Source organism: Burkholderia contaminans, assembly GCF_029633825.1.
In the GTDB taxonomy this organism is placed as follows: domain Bacteria; phylum Pseudomonadota; class Gammaproteobacteria; order Burkholderiales; family Burkholderiaceae; genus Burkholderia; species Burkholderia contaminans.
Genome location: NZ_CP090640.1, coordinates 187,809 through 206,545 on the forward strand (window position 1 = coordinate 187,809; position 18,737 = coordinate 206,545).

Annotated in this window: 14 protein-coding genes; 9 read left to right on the plus strand and 5 right to left on the minus strand. The window is 68.7% G+C overall.

From position 1 onward, the window contains the following. Positions 1 to 73: 73 nt before the first annotated feature. Both LXE91_RS00925 and LXE91_RS00930 read left to right on the plus strand, forming a co-directional pair. Positions 74 to 1,108 (plus strand): helix-turn-helix transcriptional regulator, encoded by a 1,035-nt coding sequence (locus LXE91_RS00925; RefSeq protein ID WP_039368548.1) that lies wholly within the window; start codon positions 74 to 76, stop codon positions 1,106 to 1,108. 49 nt (positions 1,109 to 1,157) lie between these two features. Continuing rightward, the gene (locus LXE91_RS00930) at positions 1,158 to 1,985 is read left to right on the plus strand and encodes a GIY-YIG nuclease family protein (RefSeq protein ID WP_039368551.1); all 828 of its coding nucleotides are present in this window, start codon (positions 1,158 to 1,160) and stop codon (positions 1,983 to 1,985) included. 54 nt (positions 1,986 to 2,039) lie between these two features. On the opposite strand, the gene ppa is transcribed toward LXE91_RS00930, so the two are convergent. Then, complete coding sequence (ppa, locus tag LXE91_RS00935) at positions 2,040 to 2,567, minus strand: inorganic diphosphatase (RefSeq protein WP_011352863.1); 528 nt, start codon at positions 2,565 to 2,567, stop codon at positions 2,040 to 2,042. 519 nt (positions 2,568 to 3,086) lie between these two features. On the opposite strand from ppa, the gene LXE91_RS00940 reads away from it, so the two are divergent. From LXE91_RS00940 to LXE91_RS00950, 3 genes are all read left to right on the plus strand, one after another. Further along, complete coding sequence (locus LXE91_RS00940) at positions 3,087 to 4,526, plus strand: aldehyde dehydrogenase family protein (protein ID WP_039368555.1); 1,440 nt, start codon at positions 3,087 to 3,089, stop codon at positions 4,524 to 4,526. Positions 4,527 to 4,632: 106 nt separating this feature from the next. Next, positions 4,633 to 5,391: an SDR family oxidoreductase gene (locus LXE91_RS00945; RefSeq protein ID WP_039368558.1), complete on the plus strand. Its 759-nt coding sequence runs from the start codon at positions 4,633 to 4,635 to the stop codon at positions 5,389 to 5,391. A gap of 272 nt (positions 5,392 to 5,663) precedes the next feature. Continuing rightward, the gene (locus LXE91_RS00950) at positions 5,664 to 6,968 is read left to right on the plus strand and encodes an MFS transporter (RefSeq protein WP_039368562.1); all 1,305 of its coding nucleotides are present in this window, start codon (positions 5,664 to 5,666) and stop codon (positions 6,966 to 6,968) included. Positions 6,969 to 7,079: 111 nt separating this feature from the next. On the opposite strand, the gene LXE91_RS00955 is transcribed toward LXE91_RS00950, so the two are convergent. From LXE91_RS00955 to hemC, 3 genes are read right to left on the minus strand one after another with little or no spacing between them, the layout of a single operon-like run. After that, positions 7,080 to 8,267, minus strand: a complete 1,188-nt coding sequence (locus LXE91_RS00955; protein ID WP_039368564.1) for a heme biosynthesis protein HemY — start codon at positions 8,265 to 8,267, stop codon at positions 7,080 to 7,082. Between the two features lie 2 nt (positions 8,268 to 8,269). Beyond that, positions 8,270 to 10,240, minus strand: coding sequence for a fused uroporphyrinogen-III synthase HemD/membrane protein HemX (gene hemDX, locus LXE91_RS00960; protein WP_039368566.1), 1,971 nt, complete (start codon positions 10,238 to 10,240; stop codon positions 8,270 to 8,272). After that, on the minus strand, positions 10,240 to 11,244 hold the full coding sequence (gene hemC, locus LXE91_RS00965) for a hydroxymethylbilane synthase (RefSeq protein WP_039368569.1): 1,005 nt from the start codon (positions 11,242 to 11,244) through the stop codon (positions 10,240 to 10,242). Before hemC ends, hemDX begins: the two co-directional genes overlap by 1 nt. A gap of 207 nt (positions 11,245 to 11,451) precedes the next feature. Between hemC and ppc the strand changes: the two genes are divergently transcribed. Then, positions 11,452 to 14,478: a phosphoenolpyruvate carboxylase gene (ppc, locus tag LXE91_RS00970; protein WP_039368571.1), complete on the plus strand. Its 3,027-nt coding sequence runs from the start codon at positions 11,452 to 11,454 to the stop codon at positions 14,476 to 14,478. A 118-nt stretch (positions 14,479 to 14,596) separates the two neighbouring features. Here the strand turns inward: ppc and LXE91_RS00975 are convergent, their stop codons facing one another. Further along, positions 14,597 to 15,349, minus strand: coding sequence for a class I SAM-dependent methyltransferase (locus LXE91_RS00975; protein WP_039368573.1), 753 nt, complete (start codon positions 15,347 to 15,349; stop codon positions 14,597 to 14,599). A 212-nt stretch (positions 15,350 to 15,561) separates the two neighbouring features. On the opposite strand from LXE91_RS00975, the gene LXE91_RS00980 reads away from it, so the two are divergent. The 3 genes from LXE91_RS00980 to LXE91_RS00990 all read left to right on the plus strand — a co-directional run bounded on the left by LXE91_RS00980 (position 15,562) and on the right by LXE91_RS00990 (position 18,698). Beyond that, on the plus strand, positions 15,562 to 16,371 hold the full coding sequence (locus LXE91_RS00980; protein WP_278068105.1) for a helix-turn-helix transcriptional regulator: 810 nt from the start codon (positions 15,562 to 15,564) through the stop codon (positions 16,369 to 16,371). Positions 16,372 to 16,510: 139 nt separating this feature from the next. Continuing rightward, the gene (argH, locus tag LXE91_RS00985; RefSeq protein WP_039368578.1) at positions 16,511 to 17,920 is read left to right on the plus strand and encodes an argininosuccinate lyase; all 1,410 of its coding nucleotides are present in this window, start codon (positions 16,511 to 16,513) and stop codon (positions 17,918 to 17,920) included. 94 nt (positions 17,921 to 18,014) lie between these two features. Next, positions 18,015 to 18,698 (plus strand): HAD family hydrolase, encoded by a 684-nt coding sequence (locus LXE91_RS00990; protein WP_039368580.1) that lies wholly within the window; start codon positions 18,015 to 18,017, stop codon positions 18,696 to 18,698. The last annotated feature ends 39 nt before the right edge of the window (positions 18,699 to 18,737 follow it).

Here is an 18,737-nt window from a genome sequence, read left to right on the forward strand (position 1 = left end):
CACCATGCTAGACCGGCAGGAGCCATACCTGACCTCTCGCAGCGGGGGCAACCCGAAGGTCATGGAGAGAGACATGGAGTTACGACAGAAATCGGTATCCGTCCGGCTCTACCGACAGGCGCTCGACGACATGCGGCGCAACGGCTTCGACGTCGCGCCGCTGTATGCGACGCTCGGCATCGGCGCGGCCGATCTCGCCGACGATGCACGGCGCATCCCCGGCGATCGGCACGTCGCCGCCATGCGGCTGATGAGCGACTGGCCATTGTCATGGCGTCGGCCGCCACCGCAGGTCGTGCCGTGGCTCGCACCGTTCCCGGAGCTCGCGGGCATCATCTGCAACGCCGCGACGCTGCGCGACGCGCTGCACGGCTACCTGCGCTACCGCGAACTGATCGGCAACGTCGACTGGCTTTTCGCGCATGAAACGGGCGGCGCGATCGCACTCGAGTACGTGAACGAGGGTGACGGCCGGCCCGCCAGCAGCGCGTTCGCGAATTTCGCGATCCTCGTCGCGCTTGCGCGCCTGTACGATCCGCACGTGCGGATCGACGAAGCCGCGTTCGCGGGCCGCGCATTCGCGCCGACGGCCGCGTTGCGCGACCTCCTCGGCGCGACGGTGTCGTTCGATGCCGCATGCAACCGTGTCGTGCTGCGCTCAGCGCGCTTCGACACGCCGTTCGAGCGCTACAACGCGCCGCTCGCGGACATCCAGCGTCATGCGGCCGACGCCGCGCGCGAGCGCGTGCGCGCCCGCTCGACGTTCGGCTCGTCGGTCGAGCAATGCGTGCGCGACTGGCTGCGCACGTCCGACGACGCCGACGTGCCGTCCGACACGCTGATGGAGCACGTCTGCGCGCGCTTCGCGATGTCGCGCTGGACGCTGCGCCGGCGGCTGCATCGCGAAGCGGTCGGGTTTCACGCGCTCGTCGCGCAGGCGCGGCTCGGTGAAGCACGCGACCTGCTGCTGAACACGCAACTGCCGATCGGCGAGATCGGCGCGCGGGTCGGCTTCCGTTCGACGAGCGCGTTCACGCGCTTCTTCACGCGCGAACTTGGCTCGGCGCCGAGCCGCTTCCGCGACGGGCACGGCGATCGCTGGCGTTGACGGGCGCTTTTTCTGAGACACTGGCGGCTTCGCATCCTGCCGCCCTGCCATGTCCTGGTTTCTGTATCTGATCGAATGCGCCGACGACAGCGTCTATACGGGCATCACGACCGACGTTGCCGCGCGCTTCGACGAGCACGCATCCGGCAAGGGCGCGCGCTATACGCGCTCGCGCAAGCCGCGTGCGGTGCTCGCGTCGTTTCCGCTGCCCGACCGGTCGAGCGCGTCGCGCGCCGAGTACTGGGTGAAGCGGCTCACGGCGGTGCAGAAGCGGGAACTGGCGGCCGGGTTGCGGACGCTGGAGTCGGTGCTGCCGGCCGTGGCGGCCGTCGATACGAGCGGTGATGTGGCCGGGTTGAAGGCCGGTGCGCGCGGGCGGAAGAAAGCGAAGAACGTCGATAGCGCGGAGAAGGCGGTCGAGACGGGCAAAAGCCCGAAGAAGGCCGGAAAGGCAGGGAAAACCGGGAAAACCGAAAAGGTCGACAAGCCCGCAAAAGCCGCCAAGCCTCCCAAGGCGACAGAAGCTGCCCCGGTCGCAAAACGCAAGAAGCCCGACAGCGATGCGGTCGCAAGAAAGCCTTCATCGCGCGACACACCGGTAAAAAAGGACAAACCAGCCGCGCCCGCATCGTCGAAAAGAAACGCTCAGGCAGCCAGCGGCAAACCCGTTACGAACGGACGCGAAAACACGACGCCCGCATCGGCCCGCCGCCGCCCGCCTGCCACCCAAGCCGCCGAAGCGCCCGCGGCTCCCGCCGCCCCTCGCCGCGCGAAGCGCACGAAGGACGCGCCGACCACCGCCACGTCGCCCGCGGCCGTACCCGCCGCCGTACGCAAGCGCTCCCAACGCACAAAACAAAACCGCGCGGCCTCCTGAGGAGACACGCGCGGTTTGCGTTTCGCACGAACCGGCCGTCGGCCGGTACGCCGCTTACTTCTTGTAGTTCGCTGCGCCGTCGGTGATTTCCTTGTGCGCGGCTTCGATGCCTGCCCAGCCTTCGACCTTCACCCACTTGCCCTTCTCGAGCGCCTTGTACTGCTCGAAGAAGTGCTTGATCTGGTCCTTCAGGTACTCGGGCACGTCGTCGATCGACTTCAGGTTTGCCGTCATCGGGCACACCTTGTCGTGCGGCACGGCGACCAGCTTCGCGTCGACACCCGATTCGTCGGTCATCTGCAGCATGCCGAGCACGCGCGAGCGCACGATCGAGCCTGCCAGCAGCGGGAACGGCGTGATCACGAGCACGTCGACCGGATCGCCGTCGCCCGACAGCGTCTGCGGAATGTAGCCGTAGTTCACCGGATAGCGCATGCCCGTGCCGATGAAGCGGTCGACGACGAGAAGGCCCAGCTCCTTGTCCGCCTCGTACTTCACCGGATCGCTTTGCGCGGGAATCTCGATGATCACGTTGAAATCTTGCGGCAGGTCCTTGCCGGCCGGAACATGATTGAAGCTCATGAGCACTCTCTGTAGGTCGATGGGAATTCGGGACAGGGCGCCGCGGCCGATGCATCGCCGCAGGCGTCCCGCAAGGGAATGCGCCATTATAGCCAATCGACCGGTGGCGTCCGGATGACGATCGGCCGATAATCGTTCCGGATGCCCGGCCATCGAACCACCGGCCGCGTTAAATGGAATCGGTGTCGGCGGTTGAAGCGCTGGCGCCGGCCGACCGCAAAGCATGGGGCCTGGGGGAGCGCTGAAGCGCCAATTCGGGGCGACCGCGAAGCATGGGGCTCGGGTGGGCGCTGAAGCGCCAACTCGGGCCGACCGCGAAGCATGGGGCTCGGGTGAGCGCTGAAGCGCCAACTCGGGTCGACCGCGAAGCATGGGACCCGAGTAAGCGCTGAAGCGCCAACCCGGGTCGACCGCGAAGCATGGGACCCGAGTAAGCGCTGAAGCGCTAACTCGGGTCGACCGCGAAGCATGGGACCCGAGTAAGCGCTAAAGCGCTAACTCGGGTCGACAGGAGCTGGCATGGAAGAGGCGAAGCACTTCATCGCGGGCGAATGGGCGTTGCCCGCGCAACTGGAAACCATCGCGGTCGTCGATCCCTCCGACGGCCAGCCGTTCGCGTCGATCGCCCGCGGCACGGCGCCCGACATCGAGCGGGCGGTCGCCGCGGCCCGCGACGCATTCGCGGGCCCGTGGGGCGCCGCCAGCGCCGCCGAGCGCGGCCGCGTGCTGATGCGCCTGTCGGCGCGTGTCGCCGCCTCGATCGAGGAGCTCGCCGCGATCGAAGCGCGCGATACCGGCAAGCCGCTGAAACAGGCACGCGCCGACGCGGCCGCGCTCGCGCGCTACTTCGAGTTTTATGCAGGCGCCGCCGACAAGCTGCACGGCGAAACCCTCCCCTATCAAGCCGGCTACACGGTGCTGACGGTGCGCGAGCCGCACGGCGTCACGGGCCACATCGTGCCGTGGAACTACCCGATGCAGATCTTCGGGCGCAGCGTCGGCGCCGCGCTCGCGGCCGGCAACGCCTGTGTCGTCAAGCCGGCCGAGGATGCGTGCCTGTCGTTGCTGCGCGTCGCCGAGCTGGCCGTCGAGGCCGGGTTGCCGGCCGGTGCGCTCAACATCGTCACCGGCTACGGCCATGAAGCCGGCGCCGCGCTCGCACGCCATCCCGGCATCGACCACATCTCGTTCACGGGGTCGCCGGCCACCGGCAAGCTGGTCACGCAGATGGCGGCCGAGAACCACGTACCCGTCACGCTCGAACTCGGCGGCAAGTCGCCGCAGATCGTGTTCGCCGACGCCGATCTCGAAGCGGCGCTGCCCGTGCTCGTGTCCGCGATCGTGCAGAACGGCGGGCAGACCTGCTCGGCCGGCAGCCGCGTGCTGATCGAGCGCGCGGTGTACGAGCCGCTCGTCGAGCGCCTCGCCACCGCATTCAGCGAGCTGCGCGTCGGCCCGAGCCGCGCCGACCTCGACTGCGGCCCGCTGATCAACGCGAAGCAGCAGCAGCGCGTGTGGGATTTCCTGTCCGACGCACAGCACGACGGCATTCCGATGGCCGCACACGGGCAGGTCGTCGCCGACGCGCCCGAAAGCGGCTTCTACCAGGCGCCCGCGCTGTTGCGCGACGTGCCGCCGTCGCACCGGCTCGCGCAGGAGGAAGTGTTCGGCCCCGTGCTCGCCGCGATGCGTTTCGTCGACGAGGACGAAGCCGTCGCGCTGGCGAACGGCACACCGTACGGCCTCGTCGCGGGTATCTGGACGCGCGACGGCGCACGCCAGATGCGGCTCGCACGGCGCCTGCGGGCGGGCCAGGTGTTCATCAACAACTATGGCGCGGGCGGCGGCGTCGAGCTGCCGTTCGGCGGTGTCGGCCACTCGGGGCATGGCCGCGAGAAAGGCTTCGAGGCGCTGTACGGCTTCACCGCACTGAAAACGATCGCGATCCGGCACGGCTGACCGCGCCGCACGCGGCACTTGGCACGCAGCACCTGTCACGCGGCCGGCAGCACCCGGCCGCGTGCCGAAGCACGACGACACTCATATCCAGCACAGGAGACACACCATGCGGTTGAGCGGCAAGACGGCCATCGTCACGGGCGGCGGCTCGGGGTTCGGCGAAGGCATCGCAAAGACGTATGCGCGCGAAGGCGCGAACGTCGTCGTCAACGACCTGAACGGGGCGGCAGCCGAGCGCGTCGCGAGCGAGATCGCGCTCGCGGGCGGCAAGGCCATCGCGGTGGCCGGCGACGTGTCGAAGCAGGACGACTGGCACGCGCTGCTGCAGGCCTCGCTCGACGATTTCCACGCAGTGCAGATCGTCGTGAACAACGCAGGCACCACGCACCGCAACAAGCCGGTGCTCGACGTAACGGAAGCCGAATTCGACCGCGTGTATGCGGTCAACATGAAAAGCCTGTTCTGGTGCGTGCAGACCTTCGTGCCGTACTTCCGCGAACAGGGCGGCGGCGTGTTCGTGAACGTCGCGTCGACGGCCGGCGTGCGGCCGCGGCCCGGCCTCGTCTGGTACAACAGCACGAAGGGCGCGATGATCACCGCGAGCAAGTCGCTCGCGGCCGAACTCGGCGCCGATCGCATCCGCGTGAACTGCATCAACCCGGTGCTCGGCGAAACGGCGCTGATGACCGAATTCATGGGCTGCGAGGATACCCCCGAGAACCGCAGCCGGTTCCTCGCGACGATCCCGCTCGGCCGCTTCTCGACGCCGCAGGACATCGCGAACGCCGCGCTTTACCTTGCCTCCGACGAAGCTGAATTCATCACGGGCGTTTGCCTCGAGGTCGACGGCGGACGCTGCATCTAGCCGCATCGCGCTGTTCGCGTGCCGAGCCGGTTTCCACCGGCCGGAACATCCACGCATTGCTTCGCACGAAACCGGATCGGGTGCCGCCGCGCCTTCTCCGGCCAACAACAAGGACAGAGGCGCATGGGACCCAAGTAAGCGCTGAAGCGCTAACTTTGATCGACCGCGAAGCATGGGACCCAAGTAAGCGCTGAAGCGCTAACTTTGATCGACCGCAAAGCATGGGACCCAAGTAAGCGCTGAAGCGCTAACTTTGATCGACAGGAGACAACATGGCAACATCGACGCAGTCGCTGCCGGGCTCGTCCGGCGCATTCGAGGAAGCAACCTACCGCAAGGTGTCGTGGCGGCTCGTGCCGCTCCTGCTGCTGTGCTACGTGGTCGCGTATCTCGACCGCGTGAACGTCGGGTTCGCGAAGCTGCAGATGGCGAGCGACCTGAACCTCAGCGACACCGTCTACGGGCTCGGCGCCGGGATCTTCTTCTTCGGCTATTTCCTCTTCGAAGTGCCGAGCAACATCATCCTGCACAGGGTCGGCGCACGCGTGTGGATCGCGCGGATCATGGCGACGTGGGGCGTGATCTCGATCCTGACGATGTTCGTCACGACGCCCGCGATGTTCTACGTGATGCGCTTCCTGCTCGGCGTCGCCGAAGCGGGCTTCTTCCCCGGCGTGATCCTCTACCTCACCTACTGGTATCCCGCACACCGGCGCGGCCGGATGACGACGTTCTTCATGACGGCCGTCGCGCTGTCCGGCGTGATCGGCGGACCGCTTTCGGGCTTCATCCTGAAGGCGTTCGACGGCATCAGCGGATGGCACGGCTGGCAATGGCTGTTCCTGCTCGAGGGCATCCCGTCGGTGCTGGTCGGCGTGGTCGTGTTCCTCAAGCTGGACGAGCGGATCGAGAAGGCGAACTGGCTGACCGACGACGAAAAGGCGCTCCTCACGCGCAATGTCGATGCTGAGGAAGCCACCAAGGAAGACCCGCCGCTCGGCGCCGTGATGTCGAGCCCGCGCGTATGGCTGATGGCGCTGATCTACTTCTCGTTCGTGATGGGGCTCTACGGCGTCGGCTTCTGGCTGCCGACCATCATCAAGGCCACCGGTGTGACCGACACGTTCATGATCGGCCTGCTGTCGGCGATTCCGTATGCGGCCGCCGTGGTCGCGATGATCCTGATCGCACGCAGCGCGGACCGGCACCGCGAACGCCGCTGGCACGTCGCGATTCCGGCCGCGATCGGCGCGCTCGGGCTCGTGCTGTCGGTGATCTGGGCGCACCAGACCGCGCTCGCGATGCTTGGCCTCACGCTCGCGACGATCGGCATCCTGACGACGCTGCCGCTGTTCTGGAGCCTGCCGACCGCATTCCTCGGCGGCACGGCGGCCGCGGCCGGCATCGCGATGATCAACTCGATCGGCAACCTCGCCGGCTTCCTCAGCCCGTACATGATGGGCTGGCTCAAGCAGGCAACGGGCGCCAACGATTCGGGCATGTACATGCTCGCCGGGTTCCTCGTGCTCGGCGGACTGCTGGCGCTGTCGGTGCCGAAGCGGCTGGTCGACAAGTAACGCACCGCCGTGACCGCGCGCGGCCGCGCCGCACACGGAACGAAAAATGCCCCGAATGCCTGACGGCGTTCGGGGCATTTTTTACGCACGGCAAGCAATCGCCGCAGCGCGTCAGACCACTGTGATCGCGAGCGCGCTTTCGCGGTAATGCTTCGCGGCCTTGTCGGTTTCGCCGAGATGCTCGAACAGCCGCGCGAGCGCGCGATGCGCACGCACCTTCAGCGCCTCGTTGTCGGCCAGCTTCAGTGCCGATTCGAGGAACGACTGCGCCTTGCCCCACAGTTGCTGCTGCTGGCAGAGGCGACCGAGCGCGAACAGCAGGTCGGCATCTTCCGGGTGATCCTTCTTCCAGCCTTCGGCCTTCTGGATCAGCGGCAGCGCATCGGCGCCGGCCGTATCCGGGTAACGGCGCAGCAAGCGGGCATCCCAGTTGTGCGCGAGCGCATCCTCGACGATGCGGCGCGCTTCGTTGCGGCGCTCGAGCGGCACGAGCAGCTCCGCGGCGAGATCGGCCAGGCGCGGCGACTGGCGCTCGACCGGCGACAGCGACTGCCACACCTCGAGCAGCGCATCCGGGTCGTGCCGGCGTTCGCGCAGCAGGTTTTCCGCGGCCTGCTGGCGCAGCCGCACGGCTGCAGCCGGATGCAGCGCCTCGCGCTTCTCGAGCGCCTTCGCAAGCTTCAGCACCTCGGCCCAGTTCTTCAGCTGCTGCTGCGCACGCAGTGCAACCTGCTGCGCATGGATGCGCTTGCCGCCCGCCTGCAAGTCGGCCAGCGCGGCAAGCGCGCCGTCGGCATCACGCGCATCCGCGCGCATGTCGGCCGCGGCGAGCAGCCGTGCGTCCTGCCATTCCGGCGCGTCGACCTTCGACAGCCAGTCGTCGCGGCGCGTGTACTCGTGCATCCGGTGCGCGGCCGTGGCCGCGACGAGGCTCGCCGCGCCCAGGTTCGCATCGACCGACAGCGCTTCACGCGCGGCCTTCTCCGCGCGCGAGAAGCGGCCCGCGTACAGGTTCGCGATCGCGTCGCGCAGCGATGCCTGCGCCTTCTCGTTGCGCGAGCGCGCCCGATACGCGGCGACCCGCTGCGGCATGCGCCAGATGTTGCGCACGATGCGCAGCAGCGCATACACGACGATGAACAGCACAACGATGGCGATCACGAACAGGTTCAGCGACACGTCGATCCGGTACGGCGGATAGACGAGCAGCACCTGCCCGGCGTCGAAACGGCCGACAGTGGCGAGCGCTGCGGCGATCGCGAACAGGACCGCGAGCCAGACGATTCCTCGAAGCGTCATCGTTACCCCCGGCTCTTGAACTGCTGAACGGCGTTCAGGCTCGTGTTCAGGTTCGGCACCGCAACCGTCAGCGATGCGCCGTCAACCTGCTTGAGCAGATCCTCGACGGTCTGCGTGTCCTTCGAGGCCTGGTCGAAATACTTCCCGAGCGACGCCTGCGCAGCGTGCAGGTCGGCCTTCATTGCGCTGTCGTTGCGCGCGAGCAGCGACAGGCGGGCAGTCAGCAAGCGCAGCTTCACGTTCTCGCGCACGAAGTAGCCCTGGTCGGGCGACGCGAGCATCGCGTCCGCGTTGTCGATGCGGCGGACCTGCACGAGCCCCTTCAACTGCTGGCCGAGGCCGGCCGAGAAGTCATGCCACCACACCTTCCAGCGCGGCTCGCCGGCCACGGCCGACGATGCGGCGTCGGCCGGTGCGGCCTTCGGCGCCTCGTGCGGGACGATCGCCTCGCCGGACAGCGGCAGCGCGTCGATCTTCGCGATCGCATCGTCGAGCTTGATCGCGAGGCCCGTGAGATCGGCGGCCGGTGCGGCCTTCAGCTTCTCGATGTCCAGCGCGAGCGCCTTGCGCACCGTGACCGCCTGCGCGCTCTGCGACGTCGCGAGGCGCGCGTCGGCGTTCTGCAGCGCGATCAGCGCGAGCTGCGTGTTGCCGGTCAGTTGAAGCTGCTGGCTCGCGCTCGACAGCATCTGGTCGACTTCCTCGAGCATCCACGCATCGCGGTTGCGCGACAGGTCCTGGTATTGCTGCTGCAGCGCCTGCTGTGCGCTCTGCGCGTCGGCGAGCTTGCCGTCGAGCTGCGCGAGCTGCGTGTCGACCTGGTGCGTGCTGGCGAGCGCCTGCTCGGTCTTCGTGCGCGTTTCAGCCGCTTGCGCGTCGAGCGCCTTCTGGCGTGCGACGAACGAGCCGTCGAGCCGGTCGATCTTGCGGTTCAGCGCGTAGCCGCCGACACCCGCCGCGCAGCCGAGCACGACGACGACGAACCACAGCACCGCGCTGCCGCCGCGGCGCGCGGGCGGTTCGGCGCCCATGTAGGCGGGGCGGGACGGCGGTGCGGATGCAGCGGCCGGCTGGGAAGCGACGCTATTGGAATCGTTGGTATCTGTCATGCGTTTAGTCACCGGTGCGGCTGTCGCCGGTTGGACGGCCTCGTCGGCCATCGTTCGAAACGCGCGGACGATGCGCTCATCGCCCGCGCCGGTCAGCGTAATCCTATCAAAACCCAATGAACGCGCGGTCTGCTCGATCCGCGGATGCGGTGTCACGAGCGGCGCGTGCTTCAGTGCGTCGATCTCGGCATCGTTCAGATGCGCCCGCGCGAGTTCGTGCAGGTTGCGCACGCCTTCCGAGCTCGTAACGAGCCACGCATGCGGTTCGCCGTGGAGCAGCGCATGCACGCGCTCCCACGCGCCGACGCGCGGCTCGGGCACGACGCGCCGGTACGCGGCGACGAGCGTGACATCGGCGCCGGCCTCGCGCAATCGCTCGGCGAGCCATTCGCGCCCGCCGTCGCCGCGCACGATCAGCACGCGCTTGCCCACCAGCGCCTGCGCGCCGCCGAACTCGGCGTCGATGCAGGCGAACAGGCTTTCCGAATCGTAATGAGGTACGCCACCGTCGGCCGGCGCCTGCGGCGCGATCACGCGATGCGCGGGCGCCGCGATGCCGTGACGCTCGAGCGCCGCGACGCTGCCGGGCCCGACCACGCCGACCGGCAGCGCGTTCGGCCAGATCGCGCCGTACTGCGCGAGCGCGCGGTCGATCGCGTTCGGCGACACGAAAATCACCAGCGCGTAGTCGGCGAGCGCCGCGAATGCCGCGTCGAGCGGCGCCGGATCGTCGACCGGTGCGATGTCGATCAACGGGAATTCAAGTACGTCGCAGCCGGCCTCGGCCAGTTGCGACGCAAGCGCGCCGGACTGGCCGTCCGGGCGCGTCAGGACAGCGGTGAACGTGCGTGCGCCGCCCGCCATCAGGCGTCGCCCTTGCCGGCGGCCGGCGAGCCCGCGAGCAGCGCCTGGACGATGTCGAGTGCGCCTTGCGCCTCGAGCGCATCGGACACCGCGCGGCCGAGCGCGAGCGCATCGGCGACGGTCACGACAGCCCCGCACTCCTCGGCCGTCAGCACGCGCTTGCCGTCGGTCGTCGACACGCGGCCGGTCAGGTACAGCTCGCCTGCGCGCCACACCGCGTGCGCGGCGAGCGGCACCTCGCAACTGCCGCCGAGCGCGCGCGACACCATCCGCTCGGCCTCGACCGCGAGCGCGGTCTGCGGGTCGTGCAGCGGCGCGAGCCATGCGGCGACGTCGTTGCGGTGCGATGCGATCTCGATGCCGAGCGCGCCCTGGCCCGCGGCGGGCGGGCTCGCCTCGACGTCGAGCAGCGCGCGGATCCGCGTTTCGAGGCCGAGGCGCTTCAGGCCGGCGGCCGCGAGGATGATCGCCGCGTAGTCGCCGCGATCGAGCTTCGCCAGGCGCGTATCGAGATTGCCGCGCAGCGGCAGCACGTCGAGGTGCGGGTAGCGCGAGCGCAGCATCGCCTCGCGGCGCAGGCTCGACGTGCCGACCACGGCACCGGCCGGCAGCGCGTCGAGCGACGCGTAATCGTTCGACACGAATGCATCGCGCGGATCTTCGCGCTCCATGATCGCGGCGAGCGAGAAGCCGTCGGGCAGCGCCATCGGCACGTCCTTCAGCGAATGCACGGCGAGATCGGCACGGCCGTCGGCCAGCGCGGCCTCCAGCTCCTTCACGAACAGGCCCTTGCCGCCGACCTTCGACAGCGTACGGTCGAGAATCTGGTCGCCGCGCGTCGTCATCCCGAGGATTTTCACGTCACAAGCTGGATATAATTTGCGCAGCGCATCACGCACATGTTCGGCTTGCCACATCGCCAGGCGGCTCTCGCGCGAAGCAATCGTCAACGTCGCGGGCGACTGTGCCTGTTGCGGCCCGGCCGCAGGGGTCTCGGAATTCATTGCTGGAACATCGAAGGACGGGATTGAGGATCGAACAATGGTAGCACGCACGCCCCTGCCCGCCCGGGCCCGGAGCCTGCGCCCGGCCTGCCGCCGAGCGGGTCGCGGCGCCGATGCGCGGATGTGCCGCACGTAGCTGGTTGCTTGACCGCAGTTTCGCAGTTTCCGCAGTTCCTTTTGACTCGAGCTTTCCCAAGGAAACCCATCGTGAAGTCTTCCGGATCGGCGCGTACGGCGCGCCGCAATGCTGCCCTGTCCTCCTCCGACGCCTCGACGGACACCGTCGCCACCGCCGCGAACGGCCGTGCGAAAACGGCAACGAAACCGAAAGACCCGATACGTCAGACAAAACGCACGACGAAAGCCGCCGGCCCGGCTGCCCGCACCGCGACCCGCCCGGCCGCCGCGCCGAAGTCCGGCACGCGCACGCGCGACGACAAGGACGGCCCGCTGTTCGACGACATCCGCTTCCTCGGCCGCCTGCTCGGCGACGTGGTGCGCGAGCAGGAAGGCGACACCGTGTTCGACGTCGTCGAGACGATTCGCCAGACCGCGGTCAAGTTCCGCCGCGAGGACGACAACGAAGCCGCGCAGACACTCGAGAAGAAGCTGCGCAAGCTGACGCCGGAGCAGACGGTGAGCGTCGTGCGCGCGTTCAGCTATTTCTCGCACCTCGCGAACATCGCGGAAGACCGCCACCACAACCGCCGCCGCCGCATCCACGCGCTGGCCGGCTCGGCGTCGCAGCCCGGCACGGTCGCGTACGCGCTCGAACAGCTGAAGACGACCGGCAACGCGTCGAAGCGCCTGCTGCAGCGCTTCTTCGACGATGCGCTGATCGTGCCGGTACTGACCGCGCACCCGACCGAAGTGCAGCGCAAGAGCATCCTCGACGCGCAGCACGACATCGCGCGCCTGCTCGCCGAGCGCGACCAGGAGCTGACGAGCCGTGAGCGGCAGTACAACGAATCGATGCTGCGCGCGCGCGTGACCGCGCTGTGGCAGACCCGCATGCTGCGCGACTCGCGCCTGACGGTCGGCGACGAGATCGAGAACGCGCTGTCGTACTACCGCGCGACGTTCCTCGACGAACTGCCCGCGCTGTACGGCGACATCGAGGCCGCGCTCGCCGAGCACGGCCTGTCCGCGCGCGTACCCGCGTTCTTCCAGATGGGCAGCTGGATCGGCGGCGACCGCGACGGCAACCCGAACGTGACGGCGGCGACGCTCGACGAAGCGATCAACCGCCAGGCCGCGGTGATCCTCGAGCACTACCTGGAACAGGTGCACAAGCTCGGCGCCGAGCTGTCGGTGTCGAACCTGCTGGTCGGCGCGAACGACGCCGTGAAGGCGCTCGCGGCAGCTTCGCCCGACCAGTCGCCGCACCGCGTCGACGAGCCGTACCGCCGCGCGCTGATCGGCATCTACACGCGCCTCGCCGCAAGCGCGCGCGTGCGTCTCGGCGAAGGCACGGTGCCGGTGCGCAGCGCGGGCCGCGGCGCGCCGCCCGTGCGCGCGGTCCCGTACGCGGATTCCGAAGCATTCGTTGCCGACCTGAAGGTGCTGACCGCGTCGCTCGACGAACACCACGGCACGTCGCTCGCCGCACCGCGCCTCGCGCCTCTGGTGCGCGCGGCCGAAGTGTTCGGCTTCCATCTCGCGAGCATCGACCTGCGCCAGAGCTCCGACATCCACGAAGCCGTGGTCGCCGAACTGTTCGCCCGCGCGGGCGTCGAGGCCGACTACGCAGCGCTCGCCGAGGAAGACAAGCTGCGCGTGCTGCTCGCCGCCCTGGCCGACCCGCGTCCGCTGCGCCTGCCGTACTTCGAATACTCGGCGCTCGCACAGAGCGAGCTCGGCGTGTTCGAGAAGGCGCGCGAAGTCCGCGCGCAATTCGGCGCACGTGCGGTACGCAACTACATCATTTCGCATACGGAAACCGTCAGCGACCTCGTCGAGGTGCTGCTGCTTCAGAAAGAGACGGGCCTGCTCGAAGGCGCGCTCGGCGTCCCGGGCGGCGATGCGAAGAACAGCCTGATGGTGATCCCGCTGTTCGAGACGATTCCCGATCTGCGCGACGCCGCGCGCATCATGCGCGAATACTTCGCACTGCCGGGCATCGACGCGCTGATCGCGCACCAGGGCGCCGAGCAGGAAGTGATGCTCGGCTATTCGGACAGCAACAAGGACGGCGGCTTCCTCACGTCGAACTGGGAGCTGTATCGCGCGGAACTCGCGCTCGTCGACCTGTTCCGCGACCGCAAGATCACGCTGCGCCTGTTCCACGGCCGCGGCGGCACGGTCGGCCGCGGCGGCGGCCCGACCTACCAGGCAATTCTGTCGCAGCCGCCGGGCACCGTGAACGGCCAGATCCGCCTGACCGAACAGGGCGAGGTGATCGCGAGCAAGTTCGCGAACCCGGAGATCGGCCGCCGGAACCTCGAGACGGTCGTTGCCGCGACGCTCGAAGCAACGCTTCTGCCGCAGAACAACGCGCCCGCGCAACTGCCCGCGTTCGAGGCCGCGATGCAGACGTTGTCCGATTCGGCGATGGCCGCGTACCGCGCACTCGTCTATGAAACCCCGGGCTTCACCGACTACTTCTTCTCGTCGACGCCGATCACCGAGATCGCCGAGCTGAACATCGGCAGCCGCCCGGCCTCGCGCAAGCTGCAGGATCCGAAGCAGCGCAAGATCGAGGACCTGCGCGCGATTCCGTGGGGCTTCTCGTGGGGCCAGTGCCGGCTGCTGCTGACGGGCTGGTACGGCTTCGGCAGCGCGGTGAGTGCGTATCTCGACGGCGCGCAGGACGACGCCGAACGCACGAAGCGCGTCGCGCTGCTGAAGAAGATGAACAAGACCTGGCCGTTCTTCTCGAACCTGCTGTCGAACATGGACATGGTGCTCGCGAAGACCGACCTCGCAGTGGCGTCGCGTTACGCGCAGCTGGTTTCCGACCGCAAGCTGCGCAAGCACGTATTCGAGCGGATCGTCGCGGAATGGGAGCGCACGTCGCAGGCGCTGGCGGAAATCACCGGGCACGAAGGCCGCCTCGCGACCAACCCGCTGCTCGCGCGCTCGATCAAGAACCGCTTCCCGTATCTCGATCCGCTGAACCACCTGCAGGTCGAGCTGATCAAGCGCCACCGTGCAGGCGACACGAACGCGCGGCTGCGCCGCGGGATTCACCTGACGATCAACGGGATCGCGGCCGGCCTGCGCAACACCGGCTGATCCGCGTGCGGCGCGGTGTGATTCCGCGCCGACCGACGTCGTAGAAGCCGCGATACGCGATGGTGCGTATCGCGGCTTTTTTCATGCGCGGGCGAAACCGTGCCGGTGCACCTCGCGCTCAGTGCGCGTCGATCAGCAACGCGTCGTGTTCGAACGAACCGTCCGGCTGCACCGCGTAGTAGCCGCGCACCTCGTCCGGCGCATGCGCCCACAGCGCGCGGATGCCGGTGACGCTGTCGGCCGGCGTGCGGATGCGCGCGACCCACGTATCGAAATCGATCGGCAGCCGCCAGCGGCTGTGCACGTGCGCGTCGAAGCCGGCTTCACGGAACATCGCGAGCCATTCGTCCGCCCGGTAGTCGCGCACGTGCGACGCGTCGCGCAGCACTTCCGCGGCCTGCAGGTACGTATCGAGAAGCGGATGGTCGTTGCCGGCGATATCGATCATCAACACGCGGCCGCCCGGTTTCAGCACGCGGCGCACCTCGGCGAGCGCCGCGCGCATGTCGTGCCAGTGGTGCGCGCTCATCCGGCTCACGACCCAGTCGAACGTCGCCGTCTCGAACGGCAGTCGCTCGGCCGGCCCCTGCTGCGTACGGATGTTCGCGAGCCCGCGTTCGCGCGCGGCGGCGTCGACGGTCGCGAGCATCTGCGCGGCGAGATCGTAGGCGACCACGTCGCGCACGTGCGGCGCGACGGCGAAGCTTGCATGGCCGGCGCCGCAGCCGAGATCGAGCACCGCGGCATCGGGCGTTGCGCGCACCGCGTCCGCGAGCGTCTGCAGATCCGCGCCCGTCGCGTGGACCGTGCTCGTCAGATAGGCGGCGGCCGTCGTGCCGAATGCGTCGGCGACCTGGTCGTGGTGTTTCATCGTTCGCTCCTTTGTACCGTTGCCGGTGCGACAGACGCCTCGGCATCTGCTCCGGCCCCATGCACGCGTTTGTGGGACGCCCGCTGCCCTGGCAGCGCGCGAGCCGCTACAATAGGCCTGCGGTTGTACCAGTACAAGTTAAGCAGTTATTCTGGTATTCGATACACCCGTCTGATCGTTGCGCGCCCCCGTTTCCATTTCGCCGTCTCCGCATGAACCATCCGTCCTCCGCTCCCGTCCCGCCGCTCGACGCCACGCCCGCCCGTGCGCTCGGCGAATTCATCCGCGCCCACCGCGAGCGGCTGTCGCCGCAGGCCGTCGGCCTGCCGCCCGGCCCGCGCCGCCGCACGCCGGGGCTGCGACGCGAGGAAGTCGCGCAGCTGTGCGGCGTCAGCCCGACTCGGTACACGTGGATCGAACAGGGCCGCCCGGTTTCGGCATCCGCCGACGCGCTCGCGCGGATCGCCGTCGCGCTGCAACTGTCGAAGGCCGAGCGCGCCTACCTGTTCGAGCTGGCCGCGCAACGCGACCCGGCCGAGCCCGACGTCGCGGGCGGCGACCTGCCGCCGACGCTCGCCGCGACCGTCGCGGCGATCGCGACGCCCGCGTACGTGCTCGACCGGCAATGGAATGCGCTCGCATGGAACGCGCCGGCCGCCGCGCTCTTTTCCGGCTGGCTCGACGGCGAGCACGACCGCAACCTGCTGCGCTTCACGTTCATGTCGCCGGCGGCACGCACGCTGATCGTCGACTGGGAAACCCGCGCGCGGCGGCTCGCGGCCGAATTCCGCGCCGATTCGATCCGTCACCTGACCGATGCGCCCACGCGTGCGCTGATCGACGCGCTGACCGCCGGCAGCGACGCGTTCGCGCAGTACTGGGCATCGCAGGACGTGTTCGAACGCGAAGGCGGCCTGCGCGAATTCGACCATCCGGCCGACGGCCGCCTCGTGTACCAGCAGATCACGCTGAAGCCCGCGCACCGCGAGGACCTGAAGCTGGTCGTGCTGGTGCGCGACTGAACGGGCCGGCCTGCGCAGGCTACGTCCGGCAGGCCGCTGCGAACGGCCGCGCGCCGCGGCGGGCAGGCCCGCGAATGTTAGAATCGCGGGATTCCCTCGGCGGCCCACGCCGCCCAAACATCCCCTTCGAAGAATCGCCATGACGTCCCAACTGCACAAAAAGGGCGAGGCCTGGTCGGCCCGCTTCTCGGAACCGATGTCCGAGCTGGTCAAGCGCTACACGTCGTCGGTGTTTTTCGACAAGCGCCTCGCGCTCGTCGACATCGCCGGCTCGCTCGCGCACGCGAACATGCTCGCCGCGCAGAAGATCATCAGCGCCGACGACCTGGCTGCGATCGAACGCGGGATGGCGCAGATCAAGGGTGAAATCGAGCGCGGCGAATTCGAATGGCAGCTCGACCTGGAAGACGTCCACCTGAACATCGAGGCGCGCCTGACCGCACTGATCGGCGACGCCGGCAAGCGCCTGCACACGGGCCGCTCGCGCAACGACCAGGTCGCGACCGACATCCGCCTGTGGCTGCGCGGCGAGATCGACCGCATCGGCGGCCTGCTGAACGACCTGCGCGGCGCGCTGCTCGATCTCGCGGAACAGAATGCCGACACGATCATGCCGGGCTTCACGCACCTGCAGGTCGCGCAGCCCGTCACGTTCGGCCACCACCTGCTCGCGTACGTCGAGATGTTCTCGCGCGACGCGGAGCGCATGCGCGACTGCCGCACCCGCGTGAACCGCCTGCCGCTCGGCGCGGCCGCGCTCGCCGGCACGAGCTACCCGATCGATCGTCACGCCGTGGCGAAGACGCTCGGCTTCGATGGCATCTGCGCGAACTCGCTCGACGCGGTATCGGATCGCGACTTCGCGATCGAATTCACGGCCGCCTCCGCGCTCGTGATGACGCACGTGTCGCGCTTCTCCGAAGAGCTCGTGCTGTGGATGAGCCCGCGCGTCGGCTTCATCGACATCGCCGACCGCTTCTGCACCGGCAGCTCGATCATGCCGCAGAAGAAGAACCCGGACGTGCCCGAGCTCGCGCGCGGCAAGACGGGCCGCGTGAACGGCCACCTGATGGCGCTGCTGACGCTGATGAAGGGCCAGCCGCTCGCGTACAACAAGGACAACCAGGAAGACAAGGAACCGCTGTTCGACACGGTCGATACCGTTGTCGACACGCTGCGGATCTTCGCCGAGATGGTTGCCGGCATCACCGTGAAGCCGGACGCGATGCGTGCGGCCGCGCTGCAGGGCTTCTCGACCGCCACCGACCTCGCCGACTACCTGGTGAAGCGCGGCCTGCCGTTCCGCGATGCGCACGAAGCCGTCGCGCACGCGGTGAAGATCTGCGACGACCGCGGCATCGACCTGGCCGACCTGACGCTCGACGAGATGAAGCAGGAACTGCCGAACGTCGCGCACCTGATCGGCGAAGACGTGTTCGGCTACCTGACGCTCGAGGGCTCGGTCGCGAGCCGCAACCACCCGGGCGGCACCGCGCCCGACCAGGTGCGTGCGGCGGTCAAGGCTGCGCGCGCCGCGCTCGGCCAGTAAGCCCGCTGTTCCGGACGGACGCCTTCGGCGTCCGTTTTTCATTGGGGCGGCCGTCGCGCTGCCCATCGCCTTCCCTGCTTCCCGAATGCCGCCGATGACCTTTTCCGCCGCGCTCTTCGACATGGATGGCCTGCTCGTCGATTCCGAGCGGACCATCATGAACACGTGGATCGACGTGTCGAATGCGCACGGCGTCACGCTGACCACCACCGACTACCTGCAGATCGTCGGCCGCTCGTTCGCCGAAGGCCAGGTCATCCTGGCACGGCTGATCGGCAACCCCGATACGTTCGACGCGGTGCGCATCCGCGTGCGCGAGCAGCTCGCGGCGCCCGAACCGCATCCGAAGTTTCCGCTGAAGCCCGGCGCGTTCGCGCTGCTCGATGCGCTCGCGCAGGCCGGCATTCCGTGCGCGGTCGCGTCGTCGTCCGCGTGCGAGGTCATCCGCGCGCGGCTCGACGCGGTCGGCGTGCTGCCGTTCTTCCGCGCGATCGCAGGCGGCGACGAAGTCTCGCGCGGCAAGCCCGACCCGGCCGTCTACCGGCTCGCGGCCGAACGTCTCGGCGTGCCGGCCCACGCCTGCGTCGCGTTCGAGGACAGCGACTTCGGCGCACAATCGGCCGCCGGCGCGGGCGCATCGGTCGTCACCGTGCCCGACCTGAAGGCGCCGACACCCGAGATCGTCGCGCTGAGCCTGCACGTGCTCGCGTCGCTCGACGACGCGGTCGCGCTCGTGCCGTCGTGGTTCGGCGAGCTCGACAAGCAACGGCCGGCGTGAATCGCGGCCGCCAAATGAAAAACGGGCACCTTGGGTGCC

What these genes read in the sequence shown, in the direction of transcription:
- LXE91_RS00950 (WP_039368562.1), top strand. Translation starts at nt 5,664, where the DNA reads ATGGCAACATCGACGCAGTCGCTGCCGGGCTCGTCCGGCGCATTCGAG.
- LXE91_RS00990 (WP_039368580.1), top strand. Translation starts at nt 18,015, where the DNA reads ATGACCTTTTCCGCCGCGCTCTTCGACATGGATGGCCTGCTCGTCGAT.
- ppa (WP_011352863.1), bottom strand. Translation starts at nt 2,567, where the DNA reads ATGAGCTTCAATCATGTTCCGGCCGGCAAGGACCTGCCGCAAGATTTC.
- hemDX (WP_039368566.1), bottom strand. Translation starts at nt 10,240, where the DNA reads ATGGCGGGCGGCGCACGCACGTTCACCGCTGTCCTGACGCGCCCGGAC.
- hemC (WP_039368569.1), bottom strand. Translation starts at nt 11,244, where the DNA reads ATGAATTCCGAGACCCCTGCGGCCGGGCCGCAACAGGCACAGTCGCCC.
- LXE91_RS00930 (WP_039368551.1), top strand. Translation starts at nt 1,158, where the DNA reads ATGTCCTGGTTTCTGTATCTGATCGAATGCGCCGACGACAGCGTCTAT.
- argH (WP_039368578.1), top strand. Translation starts at nt 16,511, where the DNA reads ATGACGTCCCAACTGCACAAAAAGGGCGAGGCCTGGTCGGCCCGCTTC.
- LXE91_RS00975 (WP_039368573.1), bottom strand. Translation starts at nt 15,349, where the DNA reads ATGAAACACCACGACCAGGTCGCCGACGCATTCGGCACGACGGCCGCC.
- LXE91_RS00945 (WP_039368558.1), top strand. Translation starts at nt 4,633, where the DNA reads ATGCGGTTGAGCGGCAAGACGGCCATCGTCACGGGCGGCGGCTCGGGG.
- LXE91_RS00925 (WP_039368548.1), top strand. Translation starts at nt 74, where the DNA reads ATGGAGTTACGACAGAAATCGGTATCCGTCCGGCTCTACCGACAGGCG.
- LXE91_RS00980 (WP_278068105.1), top strand. Translation starts at nt 15,562, where the DNA reads ATGAACCATCCGTCCTCCGCTCCCGTCCCGCCGCTCGACGCCACGCCC.
- LXE91_RS00955 (WP_039368564.1), bottom strand. Translation starts at nt 8,267, where the DNA reads ATGACGCTTCGAGGAATCGTCTGGCTCGCGGTCCTGTTCGCGATCGCC.
- LXE91_RS00940 (WP_039368555.1), top strand. Translation starts at nt 3,087, where the DNA reads ATGGAAGAGGCGAAGCACTTCATCGCGGGCGAATGGGCGTTGCCCGCG.